The sequence below is a fragment of the Exiguobacterium sp. RIT341 genome (assembly GCF_000632205.1).
Taxonomy (GTDB): domain Bacteria; phylum Bacillota; class Bacilli; order Exiguobacteriales; family Exiguobacteriaceae; genus Exiguobacterium_A.
In genome coordinates this window covers 143,431-167,465 of the sequence record NZ_JFYW01000010.1, presented here as the reverse complement: position 1 = coordinate 167,465, position 24,035 = coordinate 143,431, and the positions used below count along the sequence as shown (strand labels likewise).

The window sequence follows — 24,035 nt, the reverse complement described above, 5'->3', positions numbered from 1 at the left end:
CTTTTCTCCCCCTGATTCTTTATTCCACGAGTGTGACACGATTGACGAACATTTCATAATCCTTCGTCGCATCGATCACATAGACATAATCGATGCCCTCTTTAATTTTTCGTTTTTGGTCACTAGCAATGTATTGATTCTTTGGAATGATCTCTAATTCAAAATCAACCTGCTTCGTATCCCGATTGATGAAACGAACGCGATTTTCACGTTTTTCGATCGTTTCCCGTGTCGCCCAATTGGCCGGGAAACGCATAACGAAATTGTATTCCTGATCAATGTACTGCTCTTCCCGTAGTTCGAATCCACTCTCAAGAAATGGCGGATTGTCCGATCCATTCCATGTATAGTACGCGGTGATACGTGGCTTCGGCTCACCTTCACGCCCTTCACTACCGCCCGGCGTATATTGATGACCGAACTCGACGATTCCGTCTTGATCGACATCCTTCGGAAACGTATACATCGGTTCAAGGATCTCATCGACTTGACCGAAGCGCACTTGTTCCAACGTATCGTTCGCTAAACGGAATAATGCGATGTGCATCTTAGCATCACGTGTATAAGAGACAATCAAGCCTTTATTGCGCGCAGCATTGATCGTATCGACTTCAAATAAATCATGTTCTGCGAATAAATCGCCATCTTTTGTCGCTAGCGTCGTCTCTTGACGCTTTTTCGACAAGATATCCTTATAATAGATCAAACGAGATGGACTTCCCTTTTGTAGAAGCACCATATCTCGCTCGCGATCTTGATTCAAATCATCCACCGACAGGCGGTCATACCGATCCACCTTCGTGACATCTCGTTGCTTCGACAACAGCTGTTCAATGATATATAACGTGTTTTCACCATAACTGGTAATCCCGATGACTAAATGGTTTTGTTTATGTTGCGCGTCAGATACGACTTCGAGTCGATCGATGGCTCGCCCATCAGCAACTGTCTGCCGTGTCACAAGTCGCCATTTTTCACCTTGTCGTTCATGAACGAGAAGATGAATCGTGAAACGTCCATCCTGCTCACTACGGTAGAAGGTGATCGCCTCATCCTTACCGTTTCGATCTAAATCAACGAGTTCGTATAGACGGGATACTGCTTGATTTCGTGGCGCCACGATTTCTGCCTGTTTCGGCAAATCGCGGTCAATCCGCTCTTTCAACGACTGCTCCCATGCCGGAAGGGACGGATGTTGGAGTAGAGAGGCGGGATGCGGAAACATCGTACTGCATCCTGCTAATAATAGACTTGATATGATCATGAAGAGATATTTCATAAAGTTGGAATCCTTTCCGTACGGGCTCTGTTTCCACTTTATCATACTCTCTCAATGGAGAGTATATTGTCGAATGGGACACAAGTTGTTACGATATACAGATAATTGAAAGGGGTTTGAATGTATGACGTACAAAATGATTGTTCTCGATTTAGATGATACCTTGTTGACAAGTGATCATACGATTTCACCACGTACGAAAGAAGCCTTACTTGCTGCGCAACGTCGCGGGAAGAAAGTCGTTCTTGCAAGCGGTCGTCCGACATATGCGATGCTTGATCTTGCAGAAGAACTAGAACTCGCACGATACGGAAGCTACATCCTGAGCTTCAACGGAGCTTCGATCATCGATTGCAAAACGAACGAATCACTTTTCCTCAGTACCCTCTCTCCGGAGACGGTCCATCGTCTTTATGATGTAAGTAAACGGGAGGATGTCTACATTCACACGTATGTCGGACATGAGATTCTGACAGAACAGCCGAATGAGTATACGACACTCGAAGGACAATTGACTGGTATGGACATCATTCCCGTCGCTGATTTTAAAACAGCGATTCAAACACCTGTCGTCAAGTGTTTAATGATGGCAGAAGAGACACACCTCGCGCGGGTCGAGCAGACGCTTCAACAAGAGCTTGCAGGGGAACTCGCGGTTGCTCGCTCAAAGCCATTTTTCCTTGAATTCACGGAAGACGGTGTCACAAAAGGCACAAGCCTTGCCTTACTGTCTGAGAAGCTTGGTATCGCTCAGGAAGAAGTCATTGCTTGTGGAGACGGCAACAACGATCTATCGATGATCGAATGGGCAGGTCTTGGCGTCGCGATGGCGAATGCAGCCGATACCGTTAAAGAAAAAGCCCAGTATATGACTGCTTCGAACGATGAAGATGGTGTCGCCCTCGTCGTCGAAAAGTTCATGATGGATGAAGAACCGACTATCTCAAGTCACTGAGTAACTCAAAAAAGCGTGTGTTCCGCATTCAACGGAACACACGCTTTTGATTTACGATAAACACCAGTCAATTGGCTCTCTTCCCTGCTCTTTCAGCCAAGCATTCGTTTGCGAATAAGGTTTGCTACCGAAAAATCCTCGGCTCGCTGATAAGGGACTTGGATGAACGGCTTCGAGAACAAGATGACGATTCGTATCAATCAGCACCTTTTTACTCTTCGCATGATTTCCCCATAGGATGAACACGATCGGTTGTGTCTGTGTTCCTAGGACTTCAATGACCCGATCCGTGAATGATGCCCAGCCTTTTTTAGCATGCGATCCCGCTTTTCCTTCTTCAACCGTGAGCGACGTATTCAGTAAAAAGACACCTTGTCGTGACCAAGCTTCGAGATTTCCGGATGTCGGAGCCGGACAACCGATATCCGCGACGAGTTCCTTATACATGTTTCGAAGGGACGGCGGGATCGGAACTCCGTCATGGACAGAAAAGCTGAGTCCGTTCGCTTGTCGTGGACCATGGTAGGGATCTTGTCCTAAAATGACGCACCGGACGTCTTCCGGTGCGACCGCATCAAACGCATGAAAGATCCGCTCTTTCGGAGGATAGACGGTCGTCGTTTGATAGGCTTCCTTCAAAAAAGCCCACAATTCCTGAAAATAAGGTTTTTCCTTTTCTTCTTTTAACACCGTTTGCCAAGATGGATGCACATGGATCCGCTCCTTTTTCAGTCTCAAGTCGCTGTTCGTACGTCTTGATTCTGCTATGATGGATGATGAGGTGGGAAACTATGATTCAGACAAAACAATTATTTGGACTACCATTCGTCGATGCGACACCTTCGCAATGGTATACCCATATTAAAACAATCTTACACGACCGCGGAAAAGCCTTTCTTGTCACGGCGAATCCTGAGCTCGTGTTGCGTGCATTGCGCGAACCTTCTTACGAAGCCATTTTACGGCAGGCGACGTTTATCACACCAGATGGAATTGGTGTGACCGCTGCCAGTAAACGAATGGGAGCGCCCCTCACTGCGACATTGCCAGGGATCGAGACGGCACGTGAACTATTGCGGACGGCAGATGCACTGAAGAAGCGTGTCTTTTTGCTTGGTGGACGCCCGGAAGTTATGAAATCGTTGATCCATCAGTTATCGATTCGTTTTCCGAACATCCGCTTCGTCGGAACGTTTCACGGTTTTGGAAAGACAGAGGAAGCAACGCAAGCGATCGCAGAAGCACAAGCTGATCTTATCCTCGTCGCACTCGGTGCGCCAAAACAGGAGGAATGGATCGCTTCTGTTTATGATCAAGTCGATCACGGCATCTTCATCGGTGTCGGTGGTGCATTCGATGTCTGGTCCGGACATAGTAAGCGTGCTCCAAAATTATTCCGTCGCCTCAAGCTAGAGTGGCTCTATCGTATCTCGACGCATCCCCGCGGCTTTGAGAAATTAAAAGATTTGTTGCTCTTCCTGACGCTTGTGCTTCGCAAAAAATCAACGCTCTCTTAACTCAATACAAATACAAAAAGGCTCCCGACACGGCGGGAGCCTTTTTTACGCTTATCTTATGCGTTGACAGTCGAGAATGAACGACCGAGTTCTTTCGCTTTTGCGATTGCTGCTTCTTTGATTTCTTCTGCTTTTTCTGGGTTCATCGCCATACCTTCGATGAAGAGGGCATCGTAGTCTGTTACACCAGTGAAAGCAAGTGCTTGACGGAGGTAGTCATCACCGAAGTTAAGACCAGATCCTGTGTACACGCCACCTGTCGCTTGGATGTGGAGTGCTTTTTTGCCTTCCATCAAACCTTTAGGACCTTCTGCAGTGTAAGCGAATGTTTTACCTGCAAGAAGTACGCTGTCGATGTACATTTTGAGACGTGCTGGGAAAGAGAAGTTCCACATTGGTGTGACGAAGACATACTCATCTGCTTCCATGTATTGTTCGAGATGTTTTGTCATCGTACCAACTTTTGCGATCTCCACTTCTGTTAATTCTTCGCCTGTTGCGAATTTGCCCCATGCGCTTAACACGTCTGTGTCGATTTCTTGGACTGTTTCGTTATATAGGTCAAGAACTTCTACTTCAGCTGAAGGATTCGCTGCTTTGTAGCTTTCGAGGAATGCTTCACCGACTTGAAGGCTGAAAGAGTGTTCTGTAGCTTTTGGGTTAACAGTTACATAAAGTAATTTAGTCATTATTATTTCTCCCTTTTATTTAAAGTAAATTCTGTAACTAAACATACCAACCACCTTTTCGTTTGTCAATTAGTTTGACTTCTGATTGTAGAAAAAAGCTCAAGTCCGTGACTTGAGCCTTTTCCATCATATGAGTGCTAATCCTTATGCATTTTCGAGCGGCGTATAATGTTCGGCTCGTAAACCGATTCGTTTCAATTGATCAATCAACTGTTCCTTTTCCGACACTGACAAATCCTTGAACAAGTCTGCTAAAAAGGCTTCATGCTTCGGGAATGTCTCTTCCATCAGTTCGCGTCCAGCTTCCGTTAATGTTCCAAACGTGACACGACGATCCGTCGCACATGATTTTCGCGCAATCAATCCACGCTTTTCGAGTTTATCGACGACATACGTCACACTGCCGCTCGTTAACAGAATTTTATCGCCAATCTGTTGTAAAGGCGTATCCCCTTTGTGGTAAAGCAATTCCAGGACTCCGAATTCCGATAAATTCAACTGATGTGTTTTGATGTCTGCCTTTACTTGCTCCGTCACCGCATGCATCGTCCGAGATAGAACAACGAGCATTTTTAATGCCAGCTTCGAGTCTGTCGATTCCATTTTACGTTCGCCCCTCTTTGTGTTGTATCGTCACAATCATAGACTTCTTTGTCTACTCGGTCAATTCTCGCTGAATTTTCTCAATCAATCCATTGCTCAAAAATAGTTCTTGCCGTGAAACGCGTTTCATACCCTATCGTCTTGATATACACTAAAAAGGAGGTAATCATCATGTCGATCCATACTCGGTTAACCCAGCTATTCAAGCGGAATGTTGCTTTTGAATGGGCGATTGAACAATTGCACACACCAGCAGGCTATTATTTGTGTCAACACACGTTGGTTGATCAATATCCTGATTTGTCTCCTCAAGAAAAAACACGACTGCTCTCAAAAATCAATGAATTGGCTGAACAGACATCTCCATTCTCGGCTCCCGTCTCCCGACAGGATTGGCGCCGACTTGAACAACGATTATCTCGCCAGACCTAAAGGAGGGATGCGCGATGACGAACATCCGAGACTTGGCACGTGAAGCAAACGTGTCCGTCACGACAGTCTCACGTGTACTAAATGATCACCCATACGTGGCGAACGAGAAGCGACAAGCTGTCCGAGAAGCGATAGTAAAACTTGGCTATATCCGTAATCAAACCGCTGTCCATCTTTCGACGGGCATGACGAAGACGGTCGGTGTCATGCTCCCATTCGTTGATCATCCATATCACGCCGCCATTCTCCAAGGCATCGCACAAGCGGCTTTTGACGCCAGTTATCGTTTCTTGACGTGGCAAACGAATTATGTGGAAACGCATGAGCAACTCGCTCTTGATGCGCTAGCGCAACAGGAGATCGACGCACTCATCGTCGTGTCGCACAGCCTTCCGTTATCAGCGATTTTACCGTACGAACGCTATGGACCGATTGTCTTTTGTGAACACCACGAAGACGTCGCTGCTGTCTATATCGATCACTACACGGCCTTTCAACAGGGACTTGCACATCTACGACAACAAGGACATACAAGCATTGGTATTTGTCTCTGGCGCCCCGACAGTACGAATAGTTTGGCGCGTAAACATGCGTATCAAGAAGTTGTCAGTGACGCGTTCGTCTATGAACAGACATTGACGATCGAAGATGGTGCGAACGTCGCAAGGCGCTGGATGCAACAGAAACAACGACCGAGCGCCATCTTGACTGCCAGTGATCACGTTGCCGCGGGACTGATCTTGGAACTACGAAAACAAGGCTATCAGGTCCCGGGAGATCTCTCTGTCATTGGCTTTGATGGAAGTGAACTCGCTGAAGTCTTATCGATGACGACGATCGCGATTCCATATGCTACGATCGGACGACATGCTTTTCAGCTAACAGTTCGAAACGATATGAATATTCGTCCGCAAATCGAAGTACCGTCAACGTTCATTGCTGGAACGACCGTTCTTCCTTATACCTGAATCCATATAAAAAAGCGACGAGTTCATCGATTTGAATTCGTCGCTTCATTTGTTTAAAGTGCCCCTGCCGCTACATACCGTGATCCCCAGTAGCCGCCACGGAACGATTCTTTGACGACTCTTCCATAGTACGAGTTCGCATTGATCATCGTACTCCCATCGACAGCGATCCCAACGTGTTGAATCCCACTTCCATGTGTAAAGAAGACGAGATCTCCGGCGCCAGGAGCTGTACGTTTCGTCGATGAATACTGAGCAGCTGCTGTGCGCGGAAGTGATTTTCCTAGTGCTTGATAGACGTAACGTGTAAATCCAGAGCAATCAAAGCTAACTGGACCCGTCGCGCCAAAAACATAAGGGCGTCCTTTAAGACCTTCCGCTACCGATACGATTGTTGACCCTGTTTTGCTCAATCCTTTTGTTGCTTTTGCATTGTATGCTTTCGTATACATCGAAGCGATATACGCTGTTTTTCCTTGATGACGAATTTGGTACCAATCTTTCACTTTTCCGCTCACTGCCACGGACTGTCCAAGTTTCAATTGACCGACTCGCTTACTCGATGCTGTCGCTTTCGCTCGGATATTTAACACATCCACGGAGATCGTGACTTTCTTACTCGTTGCGGCTTGTGTTGATGACGGAACGAGTGTCCAGCTACTGATTAGTAACGTTAAGGTTAGCAAAACGCGAGTGACAGTTTTCATCGATTCATTCTCCTCTTATGTATGAGTATAATATGCACTTGAATTGTCAGATAATTTCTGTTTTTATCCTATCACGTTCCAGATTTTCATCATGTTACAGTTATTTAACGCGAATTCTTTCTTGTAATACTTTTGTAACAAAACAAAAAAACAGATATGCTGAATGGCTTATTCTCGCCATTTCTGCATATCTGTCCGTTTTAGTGATTTAATCGTTTTTTCAAGAATCAATTGACTTCTTTTTTCGGAAACGTGCTAAGAATTCGTACACGATTGGAACGATAAGAAGTGTCAACAATGTCGAACTTGTAAGTCCACCGATGACCGTCACGCCTAATCCTTTTGAAATTAATGCGCCACCTTCGAGTCCAAGGGCGAGTGGTGCAAGGGCACCGATCGTCGCAAGGGCTGTCATCAAGATTGGACGTAAACGTGTACCTGCTGCATCGAGTAGTGCTTGACGCGTCGATAAACCTTCTGCTTCTTTATGAATGACACGGTCGATCAAGACGATCGCATTTGTCACGACGATCCCAATCAACATCAAGGCACCGATTAAGGACGATACAGAAATCGTCTCGCCTGTAATCAGAAGTGCAACGAGCCCACCGATGATTGCGAATGGAAGTGAGAACAAGATGACGAGTGGCGTCAATGCTCCTCCGAACGTAATGACAAGGACGAGATAGACGATGGCTACAGCTGCTGCCATTGCTAGACCGAGTTGTGTGAATGATTCTTGGATCTGTTCAGTAACTCCGCCTTGCTCATATGAGACACCCGTTGGACGATTGATATTCTTGACGGATTTTTCAATCGCTTGAGAAGCTTCTGTTGCTTTATCCGTTTTCAGTTCTGCTGTCACAGTAGCAACGAGTTTTCCATCGCGTTCGTTGAGTGAGTCAGGTGTCGTTCCTTTTTTCACTTCAACAAAATCGGACAGTTTACGAACACCAAGTGGTGTCACGACATCTGTCTCTTCCAAGTCTCGTATCGAATCATATGTCGTTTGTTCGTTTGGAACGATGACATCGAGTTCCTTCCCATCCACCTTAATAGTAGAAAGTGGTTTTTCCTCACCTTGGACATTCGCGATACCTTGTGCGAGTTGTGCTGTTGAAACACCGAACTCAGCCGCTTTTTGCTGATCGACTTCGAACGTATACTGCGTATAAGCTTCTTTTAAATCTGTCGTTACTTTTCGAACATATTTCGTTTCGCCTTCGATCGCATCGACGAATTTCGGTGTAACTTTTTCTAAATCTTCAATGTTATTCGCGAAGATCGAGTACGAGACACCTGACGACGCAGCTCCACCACTAAAGTCTTGCTCTTTCCATTCTCCTGTCGGAATGTCGGCATTCAACTGCTTGATTGCTGTCTGTTTAACATCTGCGAAATCTTCTGTGTCTGGATCATACTGGACGATGAAGACACCTTGTTTTGTATTCCCTGGGTTCAATGGATTTTCTCCACCGACGGTAAACTGAAGATTGTCGATATTTTTTTGTTTGTTGAAATAATCTTCTGCTTGATCAGCTGCTTTTAACGAATCATCCAACGTTTGTCCTGGTTTTGGATTGTACGTGACATACAGTGTTTTTTCTCCTTCTTGATTCAAGAAGTTGACACCAATTGTTGGTACAAGTGCAAAACTTCCGATCAATAGTAGGACGGATAGTCCAAAGACGATGAATTTATGGTTCAACGACCAATTCAGCATACGACGATAACCGTTCGCTAACTTCCCACCTTCTTCTTTTTCTGGTTTTGGTGCCTTACCGCGCTTAAAGAGCGAGTCCGCAAACATCGGAACGACCGTGACCGCTACGATCAAGGACGCAAATAGTGCAAAGACGACTGTCAATGCGAACGGTAAGAAGAGTTCTCCGACGAATCCCGTAACAAATCCGAGTGGTAAGAATACAGCAATCGTAACGACCGTTGACGATGCGATTGGAATGAATACTTCTCGTGTTGCACTGATGATCAGTTCTTTTCCTTTTAACTTTTCTGTCGGATCCGTCAAACGACGGTAAATATTTTCGATGACGACGATGGAATCATCAACGACTCGACCAATTGCGACCGTCATTGCCCCAAGCGTCATGATATTTAAAGAAATATCCATCTGCTTCAGCACAAGAATCGCCATCAGAAGAGATAGTGGAATCGAAATGACTGCGATGATCGTTGATTTGATGTTTCGAAGGAACAGCAAAATGATGACGATGGCAAATAATGCACCAATCAGTGCCTTACTAATCATCGTTGAAACGGATTCCTCGATTGGTTTTCCTTGATCAAGTGTCACAGATGCATTGACCGAACCGTTTTCTTTTTCAAAGTCTTTAATCGTCTGCTTGACGCCATTGACGACATCAACCGTATTTGCGTCCTGCGATTTCGTCACTTGAACACCGATCGATCTTTCGCCATTCGAACGAGAAATCGATTCTTCAATCCCTTTGTCTTCAATCGTCGCGACTTGCGACAACGTGACAGTTGGTACTTGTGTTGGTGCTTGAGTTGCTTGTCCCGACGTAGCACCTGTCAACGGTGTCGTTTGGGATGCTGCCTCTGCCTCTCCTGTTGCTGATGGTGCTTGCCCTGCTTGCCCTGCTTGCCCTGCTTGCCCTGCTTCAGGAGTATTCGCTGCTGGCGGTGTATATGGAAGACGAAGATCTTTTAATTCTTTGACCGTCGTTGCTTTTCCATCTAGTACAACTGCCTGTTCTTTATCTCCTAGCTCGTACAAACCAAGCGCTAAACGTGAATCATTAGCTTGAATTAATTGTTTCGCATTCTCTTCTGTTAAACCGTAACGTTCGAGTTTTTTCTCATCAAATTGAATCTCAATTCGACGAATTTCTTGACCTGCAACTTGAACCGTTTGAGCACCTTCGATTCCCTCAAGCTTCGGTTGAAGTTCGTTTTCGACGAGTTTCGTCAACTCAGACAGAGAGCGTTCCTTGTCTGAGACAGCGAATCCGATGACTGGAAATGCATCAAAGGAAATCCGTGATACTTGTGGCTCTTGGACACCTTCTGGTAGTTCTACGTTTGAAAGAGCTTCTTTTACCTTTTGCTCTGCTTCTTCCATGTCTGTACTGAAGTTGTAGTCAATTTGTAAGTTCGATGCATTTTGGAAGGACGTCGAACGTACAGTATCGACACCTGGTAAATTTTCGACCTTACTTTCAAGTTCTCGACTGACTTCATCTAAAACCTGTTCTGGTGTAGCACCCGGATAAATTGTCGTCACGGACACGGTTGGTGTCGTGATGTCTGGCAATGTCTCAAGCTTCATCGATGTTCCCGCATAAATACCGGCAACTGTGATGATGATCGTCATAAGCCAGAGGGCAAACTTATTGTTCACCGAAAACTGGATGATCTTTTTCATCGTATGGTTCTCCTTCACTCTTCAATTTGCTTGTCTAATTGTCGTGCACGTTCTATTAATTGCTGAATCAATCGTTGTCGGATAGTCGGAGAAGGTGCACCGAACTGAAAATGCTCCGACAGTTTCAAACCGTCTAATGTAAAACGAATCGATAACACCTCAACCGGATCCATCTGTTCTGTCAGTTGGCGGAAGAAATGCTCAACTTGTCGCTTTCGTTCCTCGACGAACGTCGCGTGATCCTTTAACAAGGACAATAAGTAAAGAAGCGCATCCATGTCGAGGTGGAATTCCTCTTGCTGCTGGATTTGCAACGTCACGAACGCTTCCATCGGTCCCATCGTCAACTGATGCTGTTCGTACAGTTCAAATTGACGTGCTTCTTGCGCTTCGATGACTCCCATCAGCAACGCTTCTTTCGAAGCAAAATGATACAATAGTCCACCTTTCGAGACATTTGCCTGTTTCGCGACTTCATCGAGCGTTAGCTGAGTAAAGCCTTGTTGCAATATGATCGCTGTCGTTGCTTCAAGAATCCGGCGACGTGTCTCTTGTGCTTTTGCACTAGCCAAAAGCCTCCCCCTTTTCCTATCTATTTTACTGTACCGTCTGGACGGTTTCTTTTTATAGTGTACGGATTCTCATTTCGAGATGCAATCGCTTTGCTTATGTTTCACGTGAAACTTTCGTGAACGAAAAAAACGCTTACGCATTTTATTATACGTAAGCGTTCTGAAGCGGATTATTCGTTTGCTTCACGTGCACTCTCTCGTAGCGCCGCTTGCATCGTTTCGAACAGGTGCCGCTCCCGTAACACTTGGACACCACGATCCGTCGGTCCACCAGGTGCTGCAACGTCAGCAATGAGACGATCTGTGCTCTCATTAGAACGCATGAGAATTTCAGCTGAACCTTTCATCGCTTGAGCAACGATTCGACGTGCATTTCCCTCTTCAAAACCAGCATCCGTCAAAACTGGTACCATACCAGCTACGATTTCATAGAAGAATGCTGGACTACATCCAGCTGCCGCCATGAACGCTGGCATCGTTGTTTCATTTGCCTCCGCGATTTCTCCGACACGTTCAAATAATGCCTCGACTACACTTCGGATCTCTTCGTTCACGCGTGAGCCGAACCATAGTCCAGTCATTCCTAATCGATGGGCAACGGGTGTATTCGGCATGACAGCAACTGTCGGACGTTCTGTTAACCGTTCGATTTCGTCCGGTGTAATGTGAGCCGCAATCGAAACGATCGTTTGATGCGTCCATTGTTGGTTTGCTACGTAGGCAAGTACACCATCGGGTTGCATGCCAAGCATGACGACATCATATAAGGAGACATCTTCTTGCTCGACCGTTTGAATGCCGTGTCGCGCCGCGACTTCCGTCAAGCGTGCTCCACCACTGCGATTCGTCATCGTAATGTCCTCACGCTTAAATCCAGAAGCGACCCACCCTTGAACGAGCGCCTCACTCATCGCACCTGCTCCTACTACTAATAGTTTCATCGTCTATTCTTCCTTTCCCTCAAAAAAAGACCAGTCATGACTGGTCTTATGCGGGTCCATTATACACGAACAGCTAAATCTTCAACAGCGACGACACGAAGACCCTTGTCGTCAAGTTTCTTCACGATTTTTTTCTTCGTCTTCTCGTCACAATCCGTTGGTAACGTAATTAATACGCGACGCATGACACTACTCTTTGCATCGAGAGTCATCAGACTCGCCACCGTTGAATATTTGTTAACGATCTTCGAAATTTTCTCGAGCGCCCCTTTTTGTTCACTTAAGGCTACCGTTAAGACGTAACTTCCCGAATCACGATTCCATGCTTCCTCAAGCATTCCAAGCATCTTCCCGTGCGGTAAGATACCGAAGAAATGACCGTCGTCATTTAAGACCGCAATATACGGTAATTCCTTAATTGAGAAGAAGACTTCAAAGAAATTACTTCCTGTATAGATGTATTTGGATGTATTCTTAATCAGCGACATGACATTGTCGTCTAAACTGCCACCATTCATCCCATGACGATAAATGTGCATCTTATAGATATTCCCCTTGAAATCCTGTCCTGTCTGACTAAGAACCGGGACACATCGGTATCCGGTTTTTTCAAGCGTGTCAAGCGCTTCACGGATCGTCGCTGTTTCGGAAATCGTGACACATTGGTGCTTCGGGATACATAAACTTTGAACGAGCATAATAAAATCCTCCTCTTTTACCTAATTACGCAGACTTAATCATATCATTCGATTTTCATACGCCATATCCTCTTTTCCCACTTCTGATGCGCTTTTATTCTTACAATCACAAGACATTCGCTTGTAATCACAACGCAATCCAACCTATTTCAATTAAGTACACATGTAATCTCCTATTGTCAGATAATTTATTAAATCTACAATCACCTTCATATTAAGATTTATTAAGATTTCGTAAAGACGCTTCATAAATGTATTCTTTTACAATACCGTCTGCTACAATCGAACTCGTGAAGTTGCTTCACTATTCTATTCTTGTTCTTAATATGGAGGCAGAAGAAATGTTTAGTAAAAAACAAGATCCATTCGCAGTTAAATTATCAGAAATCGCAGGACACTTAAAAACGACTTCGCAATTCTTCGTTGACTTTAAAATCAACGGCATCGCGGATGTAAAAGAATTTGCACATAAAGTAAAAGACTTCGAAACAGCTGGGGACGATTTGATGCATCAGTTGATCATCGACTTGAACAACGCGTTCATCACGCCAATCGATCGCGAAGACTTACTCGCACTCGCTAACGCACTCGATGACGTCTTAGATGGCTTTGAAGAATGTTCTGCTATTTTCGAAATCTACAATATCGTTCAAGCAGACGAGCACATGATTAAGTTCGTTGATGAAATCAACATCGCTGTTTCAGAACTCGCAACGTCAATGGATCTTCTTGTTGCACGTAAATTGCAACCGATGCGTGAACATGTCATTAAAATCAAAGAACAAGAGACGATTTGTGACAACTTACGCCGTAAATCAATCAAAGCATTGTTCGCAACAGAAACAGATCCAATTAAAATCATTCAATACAAAGAAATCTATGAATCGCTCGAATCAATCGCGGACTACTGCCAAGACGCAGCTAACGTCATTGAAACGATCATCATGAAAAACGCTTAAGTGAGGAGCTAACGAGATGGATAGCCTGTTTATCATCACCGCCATAATCGTGATTCTCGCACTTAGCTTCGACTTCATCAACGGTTTCCACGATACAGCGAACTCAATCGCGACTGCTGTATCGACTCGCGCTTTGAAACCACGCCATGCCATCATTTTGGCTGCATCGATGAACTTCCTAGGTGCAATCACATTCACTGGAGTCGCAAAAACGATCTCTGGTGACATCGTTGACCCGTCAACACTTGAACACGGGAGCTATGTCGTCATCGCTGCCTTGATTTCAGCCATTGCTTGGAATCTCTTGACTTGGTACTTTGGTATTCCGTCAAGTTCGTCGCATACACTGATTGGTTCGATTGCTGGTGCAGCTGTTGCCTCTGTTGGATTTGGTGGCATCGAAGCAAAAGGGTTCTTGAAAATCGTTGAAGCTTTGCTGATTTCACCAGTACTCGCCTTCACACTCGGTTTCATCGTATATGCAGTCTTTAAAATCATCTTCAAAAAAGGAAATTTGGCGAAAACGAATCGTCGCTTCCGCCACGTCCAAATCGCAACTGCTGCATTACAATCGTACACACACGGTACGAATGATGCGCAAAAAGCGATGGGGATAATCACACTCGCTTTGATTTCGTCTGGTTTCCAAACGGATCACGAAGTTGCCACTTGGGTTAAACTTTCCTGTGCGATCGCAATGGGTCTCGGAACATCTGTCGGTGGATGGCGCATCATCAAAACCGTCGGTGGTCAAATCATGAAAATCCGTCCAGTCAATGGTGTAGCAGCTGACTTAACATCAGCAGCAATCATTTTTGGTGCAACGGCGATTCATCTTCCTGTTTCGACGACACACGTCATCTCATCTGCCATCTTAGGTGTAGGTACATCGCACCGTAAGAAAGGTGTCAAGTGGGGAACAGCGCAACGCATGCTTATCACATGGGTCATCACATTGCCGATTTCAATGGCTTTAGCTGCTATGATCTACTATATTCTCGACTTCTTATTCATTAAATAAGTACGCACCCCGCCTATTCAAGATAGGTGGGGTTTTGTCTACGCTAGAAGCGTCGACAGTTGTTGTTTTTCCCATAATTCGCTATCATGAAGAACAAGAAGGATTGTCTATTTCTTTAGGAGGAATGCCCCATGACAAAACGTAAAGCCTTAACGATTGCTGGTTCCGACACGAGTGGTGGAGCTGGCATTCAAGCTGATTTAAAGACGTTCCAAGAACTTGGCGTCTACGGAATGAATGCCTTGACGGTCATCGTCGCTCAAGATCCTGATCACTCTTGGCATCATGCGGTTTACCCAATCGACACAGAACTCGTCCGGACACAAATCCACACGGTCCTTGGAGGTATTGGTGTTGATGCGATGAAGACGGGAATGCTCCCGACTGTCGAAATCATTGAAGCCGTTGCCGAAAAAATCAAATCATCCGGCGTCCAAAACGTCGTCATCGATCCTGTTATGGTCTGTAAAGGCGAGGATGAGGTGCTAAACCCTGATACAGCGAACGCACTTCGTGATGTCTTGACACCACTTGCGACAGTCGTCACACCGAACGTCTTTGAAGCAGGTCAATTATCGGGTCTTGGTAAAACGCCAGCAACGATAGACGAAATGAAACTTGCAGCAGCGCGGATTCATGAAAAAGGTGCGCAATACGTTCTTGTTAAAGGTGGCAGTAAGATTGACCATCCACAAGCAGTTGACGTGCTTTATGACGGAAAAGAGTTTATCCTGATTGAGGACGAACGAATCGAGACACCGTACACGCACGGTGCCGGCTGCACGTACTCTGCAGCAATCACGGCCGAACTCGCAAAAGGTGCATCGGTAGAAGCTGCTGTCCGCACAGCAAAATCTTTTATCACTTCTGCGATTCGTCATTCATTCCGTTTGAATGAATACGTCGGACCAACTGATCACGCTGCACATCGTACAGTCCAGTCTTGATCCGCTTAAGAAGTCCGCGATATCCGCGGACTTCTTTCTGTATAGGAGAGGAGAATGATTTATGCAAGCCATTGATTTACAAGAGATACAGCGTTATATCGACGAACATGCGAATACACCGTTATACGTACACGTTGAGACGACGAACGGTGCCTACGCGACGCACCAAGATCCGACCTTCCATAGCGCAGGGATGTTTTTCCGTAATGCGGAAATCACTTACGAACGTGGTTTGATCACAGGAAACGGTCCTTACCGGATCGGTTTGAAACTTGCACACGGCTGGTTATACGGTGAGGGATTAACTGATTTCGAATTTGCTGGGGATCAATTGTTGATTGCCGGTCACGATGTCGAAGGACGTCTTGCGATTGCTTTTGAACTTAGCCCGACACCATTTGCTCAAGGTGCAGAGGAGGTAGACGCATGACACACGAAGATCATTTACTCGTCGTCTTCCCTCACCCGGATGACGAAGCCTTCAGTTCTGCTGGTACGATCATCGAGCACGCAGAAAATCGTGGTCCTGTCACATATGCTTGTTTGACGCTCGGTGAGATGGGCCGTAACATGGGACGCCCTGTCTTTACGAACCGGGAACAGCTCGCAACGATTCGCAAACGTGAGTTGATCGATGCAGCTGAAAAAATGAAGATTTCGGATCTCCAAATGTGGGGACTTCGCGATAAGACCGTTGAATTCGAGGATGAAGCGGCACTTGCTGACCGTATCCTTACCTTGATTCAACAAACGCGCCCGACTCGCTTGATTTCATTTTATCCGGGTTACGCGGTCCATCCCGATCACGAAGCGACAGCTCGCGCCGTCGTTCGTGCCCTTCGGATAATGGATCCTGCCGATCGCCCTGAGTTCCTTGCGGTCGCTTTTGCGAACAATACGAAAGAAGAGCTTGGAGAAGGAACATTCATTCACGATGTCAGTGCCTATACGGATCAAAAGATCAAGGCACTCGAAGCACACGCTTCTCAAACAGGTGGTTTGATGAAAGTCATCTCGGAAGACTCGAACATCCGTGACCTGCTCGTCAAAGAACGCTATTACCACTATCCGCTGTAATTTCCTATTAAGAGATGCCGATCGTCCGAGCGACAATCAGCATCTCTTTTTTGGCCTTCATTAGAAAACGTCGACTTTTTTGATGGCTTCTGCTAGTGTGAATAGTTGAGACTACGTCTCCGGAGTTCGTAACCTCCTCCGTTATAAAAACTAGGAATGGAAGTGTACATTATGAAAAACGAACGTGCTCTTGTCGTCTTCAGTGGCGGCCAAGACTCAACGACTTGTCTGTTTCAGGCACTGAAACAGTACGAAGAAGTCGAAGTCGTGACGTTTAATTACGGACAACGTCATGCACAAGAACTCGAAGTCGCACGCGACATCGCCTCTGAGCTCGGTGTCAAACACCATGAGCTTGATCTCTCTCTTCTCAGTCAACTAACGAGTAACGCCTTGACTGACCACAGCCAAACCATCACGACGAACGAAGATGGTCTCCCTTCTACTTTTGTAGATGGACGGAACCACCTGTTTCTTTCGTTCGCAGCCGTCCTCGCGAAAGGACGCGGAATCCGTCATATCGTCACTGGCGTATGTGAAACGGACTTTTCTGGTTACCCAGACTGCCGTGATGCCTTCATCAAGTCACTGAATGTGACATTGAACCTTGCAATGGACTATCCATTCGTACTGCACACGCCACTCATGTGGCTCGACAAAAAAGAAACGTGGGCGCTTGCCGACTCGCTCGGTGCGTTTGATTTCGTTCGAAATCGCACGTTGACGTGTTACAACGGCGTCATTGGAGATGGTTGCGGCGAATGCCCGGCCTGTGAATTACGAAAAAATGGATTAGATGCATACATCAAGGAGGTTCAACACACATGACATTCAATTACGAAGCACCTGAAACGGTCGAGCGCCCGACTGGCGACTCGCTTATCTATACGAAATCCCGCGTCATGATCGTCAAAAAACTGACGTTTGACGCAGCGCACCACCTATATGATTACGATGGGAAATGCCGTGCGCTTCATGGTCATACGTACCATGTCGATATGGGCATCAGTGGTTTTCTTGATCACCGCGGTATGACACTTGATTTTGGTGATCTTAAGAAAATCTTTAAAACACATCTCGAACCACTTCTCGATCACCGTTATTTAAATGAATCATTACCATACATGAATACGACAGCTGAAAACATGGCGGCGTGGATTTTTGAGACGCTCGGACAACACCTTCCAGACGAACGTGGACTTCGTGTCGAATTCGTCAAACTTTATGAGACGCCGACTGCTTTTGCTGAAGTCCGTCGTGAGTGGATGAACGAAGCATGAGTGCCTTAACGAAAACGCCAAAAATTCCGGTTCTCGAGATTTTCGGACCAACGTTCCAAGGGGAAGGACGATCAATCGGTCAAAAGACGATGTTCGTCCGAACCGGTGGCTGCGACTATTCCTGTTCATGGTGTGACTCCGCCTTTACATGGGATGGTTCTGAAAAACCTGAACTCTTGACGGCAGAGACGATCATGGAACGCCTCGATGCACTCGGCTCTTACGGACATGTCACGATTTCTGGTGGGAACCCGTTACTTCATGCTTCGATCGGTACGCTAGTTGAGGCATTAAAAGAACGAAACATCACGATGTCGGTTGAGACACAAGGTTCTTACTGGCAAAATTGGTTACTTGATATCGATGACGTCACACTCAGTCCTAAACCGCCTTCAAGTGGCATGAACATCGATTTTGATCGTTTGGATGTTTTTTTCAAGCGTCTACCAGAACAACAGCGTGCCGTTAAAATCGTCATTTTTGATGAAGCAGATCTTGATTTCGCGGCGATGATTTCAGAGCGATATGCCTTAAAAACGCTCTATCTATCACTCGGAAATCCGGATCCGCACGAAGAAGGTACGATCGCCCCACGGATGCTACACGATTTAAAAACACTTTGGGAACGCGTTGCTCGTGATGAACGTTTTAATCACGCACGTGTCCTACCACAACTACACGCCCTCGTTTTCGCGAACGATCGTGGCGTCTAAGGAGAAATGATTTATGCGCCCTGAAGATCTAAACGACTTATCGTTACTTGGCCAAAAAGCCGTTCCATACATTTTCGAATATCAACCAGAAGTACTCGAAGCGTTTCCGAACCGCCATCCGGAAAATGATTACTTCGTAAAATTCAATGCACCAGAATTTACGAGCCTTTGCCCGATTACGAATCAACCGGACTTCGCGACGATCTACATTTCGTATATCCCGGATGAAAAACTCGTCGAATCGAAATCACTTAAATTGTATCTATTCAGCTTCCGTAATCACGGTGATTTCCACGAGAACTGCATCAACGTCATCGGGAAAGATCTCGTGAAATTGATGGAACCGCGCTACCTCGAAGTGTGGGGGAAATTTACGCCACGTGGGGGAATTTCGATTGACCCGTACTACAACTACGGAAAACCTGGTACAAAATATGAACGAATGGCAGAACATCGTCTATTCAATCACGATCTCTATCCTGAGACTGTCGATAATCGTTAAACGCTCAAAAGAGGAACAGTGGACTTTTCCACCGTTCCTCTTTTTCATACCCATTAACTCGACGGGATGTCGATCAAGGTCGTACGATCGTGCTGACAGATGACTTCAGATGACCAAATATAAATATGCCGTAACAAATGATCCGCAGGAATCTGCAAAGTACGGACCAGCCGCTCAATCATCAAAAAAGACGGATCCACAATGCTATTTTCGATACATCGAATCATCTCAAGTGTCATTTTAGTCAATTCAGCTAATGTATGCTGATCTAACTGATGACGTTCTCGTAATGTACGAATCCGCTGACCGTACTGCCCGATCGGTTGAATCCATTCTTTCATCCGCCCAACATCTTTTCTTTTTTGAAACCAAACAATGTTCACTGTAGCCTTTTTCTCTTTTTTTAAATTTGAATACCTTTCCGAACTGTCATTTTTCCACTGAAATAAATTTCCGAATGTTTTTCTTATAAAACACTAGCTTTTTAAAAAGTTATCGCTTACAATTCTATATGCAAACGGTTGCATTAATCGCTTACATTATTGCACTGTTCTTACACACATATTAGAGAAAAAGAGATCCAAAAGGAGTGAATGATCTTGAAAAATGCTATTTCGTTCGATTTTTGGCAAAAACTCGGTAAAGCGTTGATGGTCGTCATCGCTGTTATGCCTGCTGCAGGAATCATGATCTCGGTCGGGAAACTGATCGGCATGTACGGAGGCGACATCGTATTAATGCAAACGATTGCCCGGATCGTTGAGGATTTAGGTTGGGCTATTATTACGAATCTCCACGTCTTATTCGCCGTCGCGATTGGTGGATCGTGGGCAAAAGAACGTGCTGGTGGTGCGTTCGCAGCGTTACTCGCCTTCATTTTGATCAACCGTGTCACAGGCGCTATCTTTGGCGTCAATGCTGACATGATCGCGGACCCAAAAGCAACGGTCGATTCATTGCTTGGTTCTGAGCTCATCGTAAAAGATTATTTCACTTCAGTTTTAGGGGCACCTGCGCTTAACATGGGGGTCTTCGTCGGAATCATTTCTGGTTTCCTTGGTGCCGTTCTCTTTAATAAATTTTATAACTTCAGTAAATTGCCAGATGCGCTCGCCTTCTTTAACGGAAAACGTTTTGTTCCATTCGTCGTCATCGGTGGATCGGTTGTTGCAGCATTCGCATTGTCACTCGTTTGGCCGTTCGTCCAAGGATTGTTGAATGACTTCGGGCGCTGGATTGCCTCTTCACGTGATTCTGCACCGATCATTGCACCGTTCGTATACGGTACACTGGAACGTCTATTACTTCCGTTCGGTCTGCACCATATGTTGACTGTACCGATGAACTACACGGAATTAGGTGGAACGTACAAAATCTTGACAGGTGCTGCTCAAGGATCGACGGTTGCTGGTCAAGATCCGCTTTGGCTCGCTTGGATCACTGACCTTGTCAACTTAAAGCAAGCCGGTAACACACAAGGATACAATGACTTAATCAACAGTGTCGTTCCTGCCCGCTTCAAAGAAGGACAAGTCGTCACATCACTTGCTTCATTGATCGGTATTGCTGTCGCAATGTACATGTCAGTCGATGAAGATAAGAAAAAAGCATACAAACCGGTCTTCCTATCTGCAGGACTCGCTGTCTTCTTGACAGGTGTCACAGAGCCAATCGAGTTCATGTTCATGTTCATCGCTCCTGTTCTTTATGTCATCTATGCTGTACTAACAGGTGTTGCCTTCGCACTAGCGGATGTCATGCATCTTCGGATTCATGCGTTTGGTGCAATCGAACTTCTGACACGCATTCCATTGATTGCAAAAGCTGGTTTGATTGGTGACTTAATTCGTTTCATCGGTGTGTGTGTATTCTTCTTCTTCTTGAACTTCTTTACTTTCCGTTTCGTCATCAAGAAGTTCAACTATGCGACACCAGGTCGTAACGGGAACTATCTGGACGATATCAACGTATCGACTACTGAAGCTTCAGGTGAGGCTGCTGCGACATCCGCTCCTGCCGATGGTTCACAAGCTTCCCAAATCATTGATTTACTGGGTGGACAGCAGAACATCGAAGACGTCGATGCCTGCATGACACGTCTTCGTGTCACCGTTAAGAATCCAGCGCTTGTCGCACAAGAAGCGGACTGGAAAGCAAACGGTGCACTTGGTCTGATCCTTAAGAACAATGGCGTGCAAGCCATCTACGGTCCAAAAGCCGATATCTTAAAATCAGATATCCAAGACCGGATCGGCGCATAAACCTGCGAGATTAGGGAACTACCTAAAGGTGAAGCTCTTTCATAAGAGTTTCACCTTTCTTATTTGAAAAATCAGGAGGATCACTCATGCGTCTACTCACATTGAACTGTCATTCGTGGCAAGAAGAACAGCCACTCGAAAAATTAAAGCAGATCGTCCAACAGATCCTCGCACAAGATTATGATGTCATCGCACTGCAAGAAGTCAGTCAATTAATGGATACACCGATCGTCCATGATGAGGTGCGTAATGATAATTTTGCTTATTTAATTCAGCAAGCCTTAAAGGAACAAGGTCAAACCTACTCCCTCATCTGGGATTTTGCCCATATCGGATACGATAAATACGAAGAAGGACTCGCCTTATTGACGAAACACCCGATCTTGAAGTCAGACAGTTATTATGTCAGCCGTAGTCAGGATACACTCGATTGGAAATCACGGAAAATCGTCCGTGCCACGATCCAAGTCGACGGAACACCCATCACGTTCAATACCTGTCATCTCGGCTGGTGGGCAGATGAAGTCGAGCCGTTCCAGGAACAATTCAACCACTTGATGGCTCGGATGGATCCACTTGAATGGACGTTTTTCCTCGGGGATTTCAACAATGATGCCTTAGAACGAAATACAGGGTATGACTATATGATGCAACGAGGATTACATGACGTTTTTCTGCTTGCTAAGGAAACGGTCGGGATTGAAACGATCGATGGCAACATCGATGGATGGGAAGACAATCAACAAGGATTACGCATCGATCTTGTCTTATCGAACCGAAAGATCGATGTCGAGCGCGTCGGTGTCGTCTTCGATGGGATTCACGGACCCGTCGTTTCCGATCACTACGGGGTTGAGGTTGATATTCGGATTCAAAAAAATGAAAATTGATTGTTGACAACGCTTTCTTTTCTGCTTTATGATGAAATCAAATCAATAGTGCGGATTGTGACAGTATGGCTGGCAAGACCGAAATGACACCTTCTTAGGAGAGGTGTCGTTCGGTCTTGCCTTTTTTTTGTCTCATCTAGCGTGTTTCACGAAAAAAGGAGGACTTTTCAGATGGACTATCAACAAACTGCTAAACGTGTACTTGAACTTGTCGGTGGACGCGAGAACATCATTACTGCCGCTCACTGTGCGACACGCTTACGCCTTGTTTTACATGACGAATCAAAGGTAGATCAAGCGGCACTTGAAGATTTGGATGGTGTAAGTGGTGCCTTCTCGAGCTCTGGTCAATATCAAATCATCTTCGGGACCGGTACCGTTAATAAGGTATTCGCTGCGTTTGCACCACTCGCTGGTGTGAAAGTCGATGGAGAAGAGCCACTCGACGTTAAAAAGGCTGCATCTCAAAAATTAAACCCGTTCGCCCGTCTTGCCCGTTCCCTTTCGAACGTCTTCGTTCCACTCATTCCGGCCATTGTCGCAGCTGGTCTCTTGATGGGATTACTCGGTATGATCAAAGCATTCGGTTGGGTCGAGGGCGATTCGCCGATTGTTCAACTACTTGATATGTTCTCGTCTTCAGCCTTCATCATCTTACCGATTCTGATCGGTTTCTCGGCAGCTCGTGAATTCGGTGCAAATCCGTATCTCGGTGCCGTCATCGGGGGGATTATGACACACCCGTCCCTCTTGAATCCATGGACACTTGGGAACAGTGATCCTGAAGTCATGAAATTCCTCGGAATGAACATCGAGTTAATCGGATACCAAGGAACGGTCTTCCCGGTTCTCTTAACTGTCTGGGTCATGGCAAAGATTGAACAACAAGTCCGGAAACGAACACCTGAAACGCTCGACTTACTCGTCACACCATTCGTTACGGTCCTCGTCACTGGTTTCCTAGCATTGATCGTCATCGGTCCAATCGGAACGTTGCTCGGGAAAGGAATCTCATTCGTACTCGTCTTCTTCTACGAACAGTTCTCAGTCGTCGCTGGTCTCCTCTTTGGTGGACTTTACTCGACGATTGTCATCACTGGGATGCATCACAGTTTCCATGCAATCGAAGCAGGGTTACTTGCCGATAAAAGTATCGGAAAGAACTTCCTTTTACCGATCTGGTCGATGGCGAACGTCGCTCAAGGCGGTGCCGGACTTGCCGTCTACTTCTTGACGAAGAACGTCAAACTCAAAGCACTTGCCCTACCGTCTGCGTTCTCAGCCTTTCTCGGTATCACGGAACCTGTCATCTACGGCGTCAACTTACGTCTTGGAAAACCATTCATCGGTGGTGCAATCGGTGGTGCGATTGGTGGCGGTTATGTCGTCTTGACGCAAGTCGCGGCGAACGCCTACGGACTAACTGGAATCCCGATGATCGCGATCGTCGCCCCGCTCGGTGCAACGAATTTGATCAACTACCTCGTTGGATTCGCGATTGCGGTCGTCACTGCTTTTGTTTCGACTGTCGTCTTGATGCGTCTTGATGCACGTAAACAAAAAGAAACAGACATTGCTGCTTAATCCTTCATGCGACCAAACCGGGTCCACTGACTCG

At 45.9% G+C, this 24,035-nt stretch carries 26 protein-coding genes; 16 read left to right on the top strand and 10 right to left on the bottom strand.

All coding sequences use genetic code 11. From position 1 onward, the window contains the following. Nucleotides 1-19: 19 nt before the first annotated feature. A complete protein-coding gene (locus tag BW42_RS13225) occupies nucleotides 20-1,279 on the bottom strand; it encodes a hypothetical protein (RefSeq protein WP_231496918.1) in 1,260 nt (419 codons plus the stop codon). 124 nt (nucleotides 1,280-1,403) lie between these two features. On the opposite strand from BW42_RS13225, the gene BW42_RS13220 reads away from it, so the two are divergent. Beyond that, nucleotides 1,404-2,234: a Cof-type HAD-IIB family hydrolase gene (locus BW42_RS13220; RefSeq protein ID WP_035412045.1), complete on the top strand. Its 831-nt coding sequence runs from the start codon at nucleotides 1,404-1,406 to the stop codon at nucleotides 2,232-2,234. 51 nt (nucleotides 2,235-2,285) lie between these two features. Here the strand turns inward: BW42_RS13220 and ung are convergent, their stop codons facing one another. Further along, nucleotides 2,286-2,945 (bottom strand): uracil-DNA glycosylase, encoded by a 660-nt coding sequence (gene ung / locus BW42_RS13215; RefSeq protein WP_197026245.1) that lies wholly within the window; start codon nucleotides 2,943-2,945, stop codon nucleotides 2,286-2,288. An 80-nt stretch (nucleotides 2,946-3,025) separates the two neighbouring features. Between ung and BW42_RS13210 the strand changes: the two genes are divergently transcribed. Then, nucleotides 3,026-3,751: a WecB/TagA/CpsF family glycosyltransferase gene (locus tag BW42_RS13210; RefSeq protein WP_035412042.1), complete on the top strand. Its 726-nt coding sequence runs from the start codon at nucleotides 3,026-3,028 to the stop codon at nucleotides 3,749-3,751. A gap of 56 nt (nucleotides 3,752-3,807) precedes the next feature. Here BW42_RS13210 and BW42_RS13205 read toward each other — a convergent pair whose 3' ends face one another. Together BW42_RS13205 and BW42_RS13200 are read right to left on the bottom strand one after the other, a co-directional pair. Then, nucleotides 3,808-4,440, bottom strand: coding sequence for an NAD(P)H-dependent oxidoreductase (locus BW42_RS13205; protein ID WP_023469709.1), 633 nt, complete (start codon nucleotides 4,438-4,440; stop codon nucleotides 3,808-3,810). Between the two features lie 144 nt (nucleotides 4,441-4,584). Beyond that, a complete protein-coding gene (locus BW42_RS13200) occupies nucleotides 4,585-5,043 on the bottom strand; it encodes a MarR family winged helix-turn-helix transcriptional regulator (RefSeq protein ID WP_035412039.1) in 459 nt (152 codons plus the stop codon). 171 nt (nucleotides 5,044-5,214) lie between these two features. Here BW42_RS13200 and BW42_RS13195 point away from each other — a divergent pair, with 171 nt between their 5' ends. After that, nucleotides 5,215-5,475, top strand: coding sequence for a hypothetical protein (locus tag BW42_RS13195; protein ID WP_035412036.1), 261 nt, complete (start codon nucleotides 5,215-5,217; stop codon nucleotides 5,473-5,475). A 14-nt stretch (nucleotides 5,476-5,489) separates the two neighbouring features. Continuing rightward, a complete protein-coding gene (locus tag BW42_RS13190; RefSeq protein ID WP_035412034.1) occupies nucleotides 5,490-6,443 on the top strand; it encodes a LacI family DNA-binding transcriptional regulator in 954 nt (317 codons plus the stop codon). Nucleotides 6,444-6,496: 53 nt separating this feature from the next. Here BW42_RS13190 and BW42_RS13185 read toward each other — a convergent pair whose 3' ends face one another. The 5 genes from BW42_RS13185 to cbpA form a co-directional block, all read right to left on the bottom strand. Further along, on the bottom strand, nucleotides 6,497-7,150 hold the full coding sequence (locus tag BW42_RS13185) for a C40 family peptidase (RefSeq protein WP_035412031.1): 654 nt from the start codon (nucleotides 7,148-7,150) through the stop codon (nucleotides 6,497-6,499). Between the two features lie 220 nt (nucleotides 7,151-7,370). Continuing rightward, nucleotides 7,371-10,556 carry an efflux RND transporter permease subunit gene (locus BW42_RS13180; protein ID WP_035412028.1) on the bottom strand — a complete coding sequence of 1,062 codons (3,186 nt, stop codon included), beginning with the start codon at nucleotides 10,554-10,556 and terminating at the stop codon, nucleotides 7,371-7,373. 14 nt (nucleotides 10,557-10,570) lie between these two features. Then, nucleotides 10,571-11,128, bottom strand: a complete 558-nt coding sequence (locus BW42_RS13175; RefSeq protein ID WP_035412025.1) for a TetR/AcrR family transcriptional regulator — start codon at nucleotides 11,126-11,128, stop codon at nucleotides 10,571-10,573. A gap of 170 nt (nucleotides 11,129-11,298) precedes the next feature. Then, nucleotides 11,299-12,069: a pyrroline-5-carboxylate reductase gene (locus BW42_RS13170; RefSeq protein ID WP_035412024.1), complete on the bottom strand. Its 771-nt coding sequence runs from the start codon at nucleotides 12,067-12,069 to the stop codon at nucleotides 11,299-11,301. Nucleotides 12,070-12,128: 59 nt separating this feature from the next. Continuing rightward, on the bottom strand, nucleotides 12,129-12,767 hold the full coding sequence (gene cbpA, locus BW42_RS13165) for a cyclic di-AMP binding protein CbpA (protein ID WP_035412021.1): 639 nt from the start codon (nucleotides 12,765-12,767) through the stop codon (nucleotides 12,129-12,131). Between the two features lie 341 nt (nucleotides 12,768-13,108). Between cbpA and BW42_RS13160 the strand changes: the two genes are divergently transcribed. The 9 genes from BW42_RS13160 (at nucleotide 13,109) to queF (ending at nucleotide 19,266) form a co-directional block, all read left to right on the top strand. Next, complete coding sequence (locus BW42_RS13160) at nucleotides 13,109-13,726, top strand: DUF47 domain-containing protein (protein WP_035412018.1); 618 nt, start codon at nucleotides 13,109-13,111, stop codon at nucleotides 13,724-13,726. Between the two features lie 16 nt (nucleotides 13,727-13,742). Next, entirely contained in the window at nucleotides 13,743-14,747 is a 1,005-nt protein-coding gene (locus BW42_RS13155) for an inorganic phosphate transporter (protein WP_035412015.1), read from the top strand. Nucleotides 14,748-14,878: 131 nt separating this feature from the next. Beyond that, nucleotides 14,879-15,694, top strand: coding sequence for a pyridoxine/pyridoxal/pyridoxamine kinase (pdxK, locus tag BW42_RS13150; RefSeq protein ID WP_023469720.1), 816 nt, complete (start codon nucleotides 14,879-14,881; stop codon nucleotides 15,692-15,694). A 61-nt stretch (nucleotides 15,695-15,755) separates the two neighbouring features. After that, a complete protein-coding gene (locus BW42_RS13145) occupies nucleotides 15,756-16,124 on the top strand; it encodes a YojF family protein (RefSeq protein ID WP_035412012.1) in 369 nt (122 codons plus the stop codon). Next, nucleotides 16,121-16,771, top strand: coding sequence for a bacillithiol biosynthesis deacetylase BshB2 (gene bshB2, locus BW42_RS13140; RefSeq protein WP_035412008.1), 651 nt, complete (start codon nucleotides 16,121-16,123; stop codon nucleotides 16,769-16,771). The genes BW42_RS13145 and bshB2 overlap by 4 nt, the downstream gene beginning before the upstream one ends. Nucleotides 16,772-16,942: 171 nt before the next feature. Further along, complete coding sequence (gene queC, locus BW42_RS13135) at nucleotides 16,943-17,599, top strand: 7-cyano-7-deazaguanine synthase QueC (RefSeq protein ID WP_023469723.1); 657 nt, start codon at nucleotides 16,943-16,945, stop codon at nucleotides 17,597-17,599. Next, a complete protein-coding gene (queD, locus tag BW42_RS13130; RefSeq protein WP_023469724.1) occupies nucleotides 17,596-18,051 on the top strand; it encodes a 6-carboxytetrahydropterin synthase QueD in 456 nt (151 codons plus the stop codon). Before queC ends, queD begins: the two co-directional genes overlap by 4 nt. Further along, the gene (queE, locus tag BW42_RS13125; RefSeq protein ID WP_035412005.1) at nucleotides 18,048-18,764 is read left to right on the top strand and encodes a 7-carboxy-7-deazaguanine synthase QueE; all 717 of its coding nucleotides are present in this window, start codon (nucleotides 18,048-18,050) and stop codon (nucleotides 18,762-18,764) included. The genes queD and queE overlap by 4 nt, the downstream gene beginning before the upstream one ends. Before the next feature lie 13 nt (nucleotides 18,765-18,777). Continuing rightward, nucleotides 18,778-19,266 carry a preQ(1) synthase gene (gene queF / locus BW42_RS13120; protein ID WP_035412002.1) on the top strand — a complete coding sequence of 163 codons (489 nt, stop codon included), beginning with the start codon at nucleotides 18,778-18,780 and terminating at the stop codon, nucleotides 19,264-19,266. Between the two features lie 53 nt (nucleotides 19,267-19,319). On the opposite strand, the gene BW42_RS13115 is transcribed toward queF, so the two are convergent. Beyond that, a complete protein-coding gene (locus BW42_RS13115) occupies nucleotides 19,320-19,607 on the bottom strand; it encodes a helix-turn-helix domain-containing protein (protein ID WP_035411999.1) in 288 nt (95 codons plus the stop codon). A gap of 309 nt (nucleotides 19,608-19,916) precedes the next feature. Here BW42_RS13115 and BW42_RS13110 point away from each other — a divergent pair, with 309 nt between their 5' ends. The 3 genes from BW42_RS13110 (at nucleotide 19,917) to BW42_RS13100 (ending at nucleotide 24,001) form a co-directional block, all read left to right on the top strand. Further along, nucleotides 19,917-21,527: a PTS transporter subunit IIBC gene (locus BW42_RS13110; RefSeq protein ID WP_231496921.1), complete on the top strand. Its 1,611-nt coding sequence runs from the start codon at nucleotides 19,917-19,919 to the stop codon at nucleotides 21,525-21,527. Nucleotides 21,528-21,613: 86 nt separating this feature from the next. Then, nucleotides 21,614-22,417 carry an endonuclease/exonuclease/phosphatase family protein gene (locus BW42_RS13105; protein ID WP_035411996.1) on the top strand — a complete coding sequence of 268 codons (804 nt, stop codon included), beginning with the start codon at nucleotides 21,614-21,616 and terminating at the stop codon, nucleotides 22,415-22,417. Between the two features lie 171 nt (nucleotides 22,418-22,588). Further along, nucleotides 22,589-24,001, top strand: coding sequence for a sucrose-specific PTS transporter subunit IIBC (locus BW42_RS13100; protein ID WP_035411994.1), 1,413 nt, complete (start codon nucleotides 22,589-22,591; stop codon nucleotides 23,999-24,001). Nucleotides 24,002-24,035: the final 34 nt, after the last annotated feature.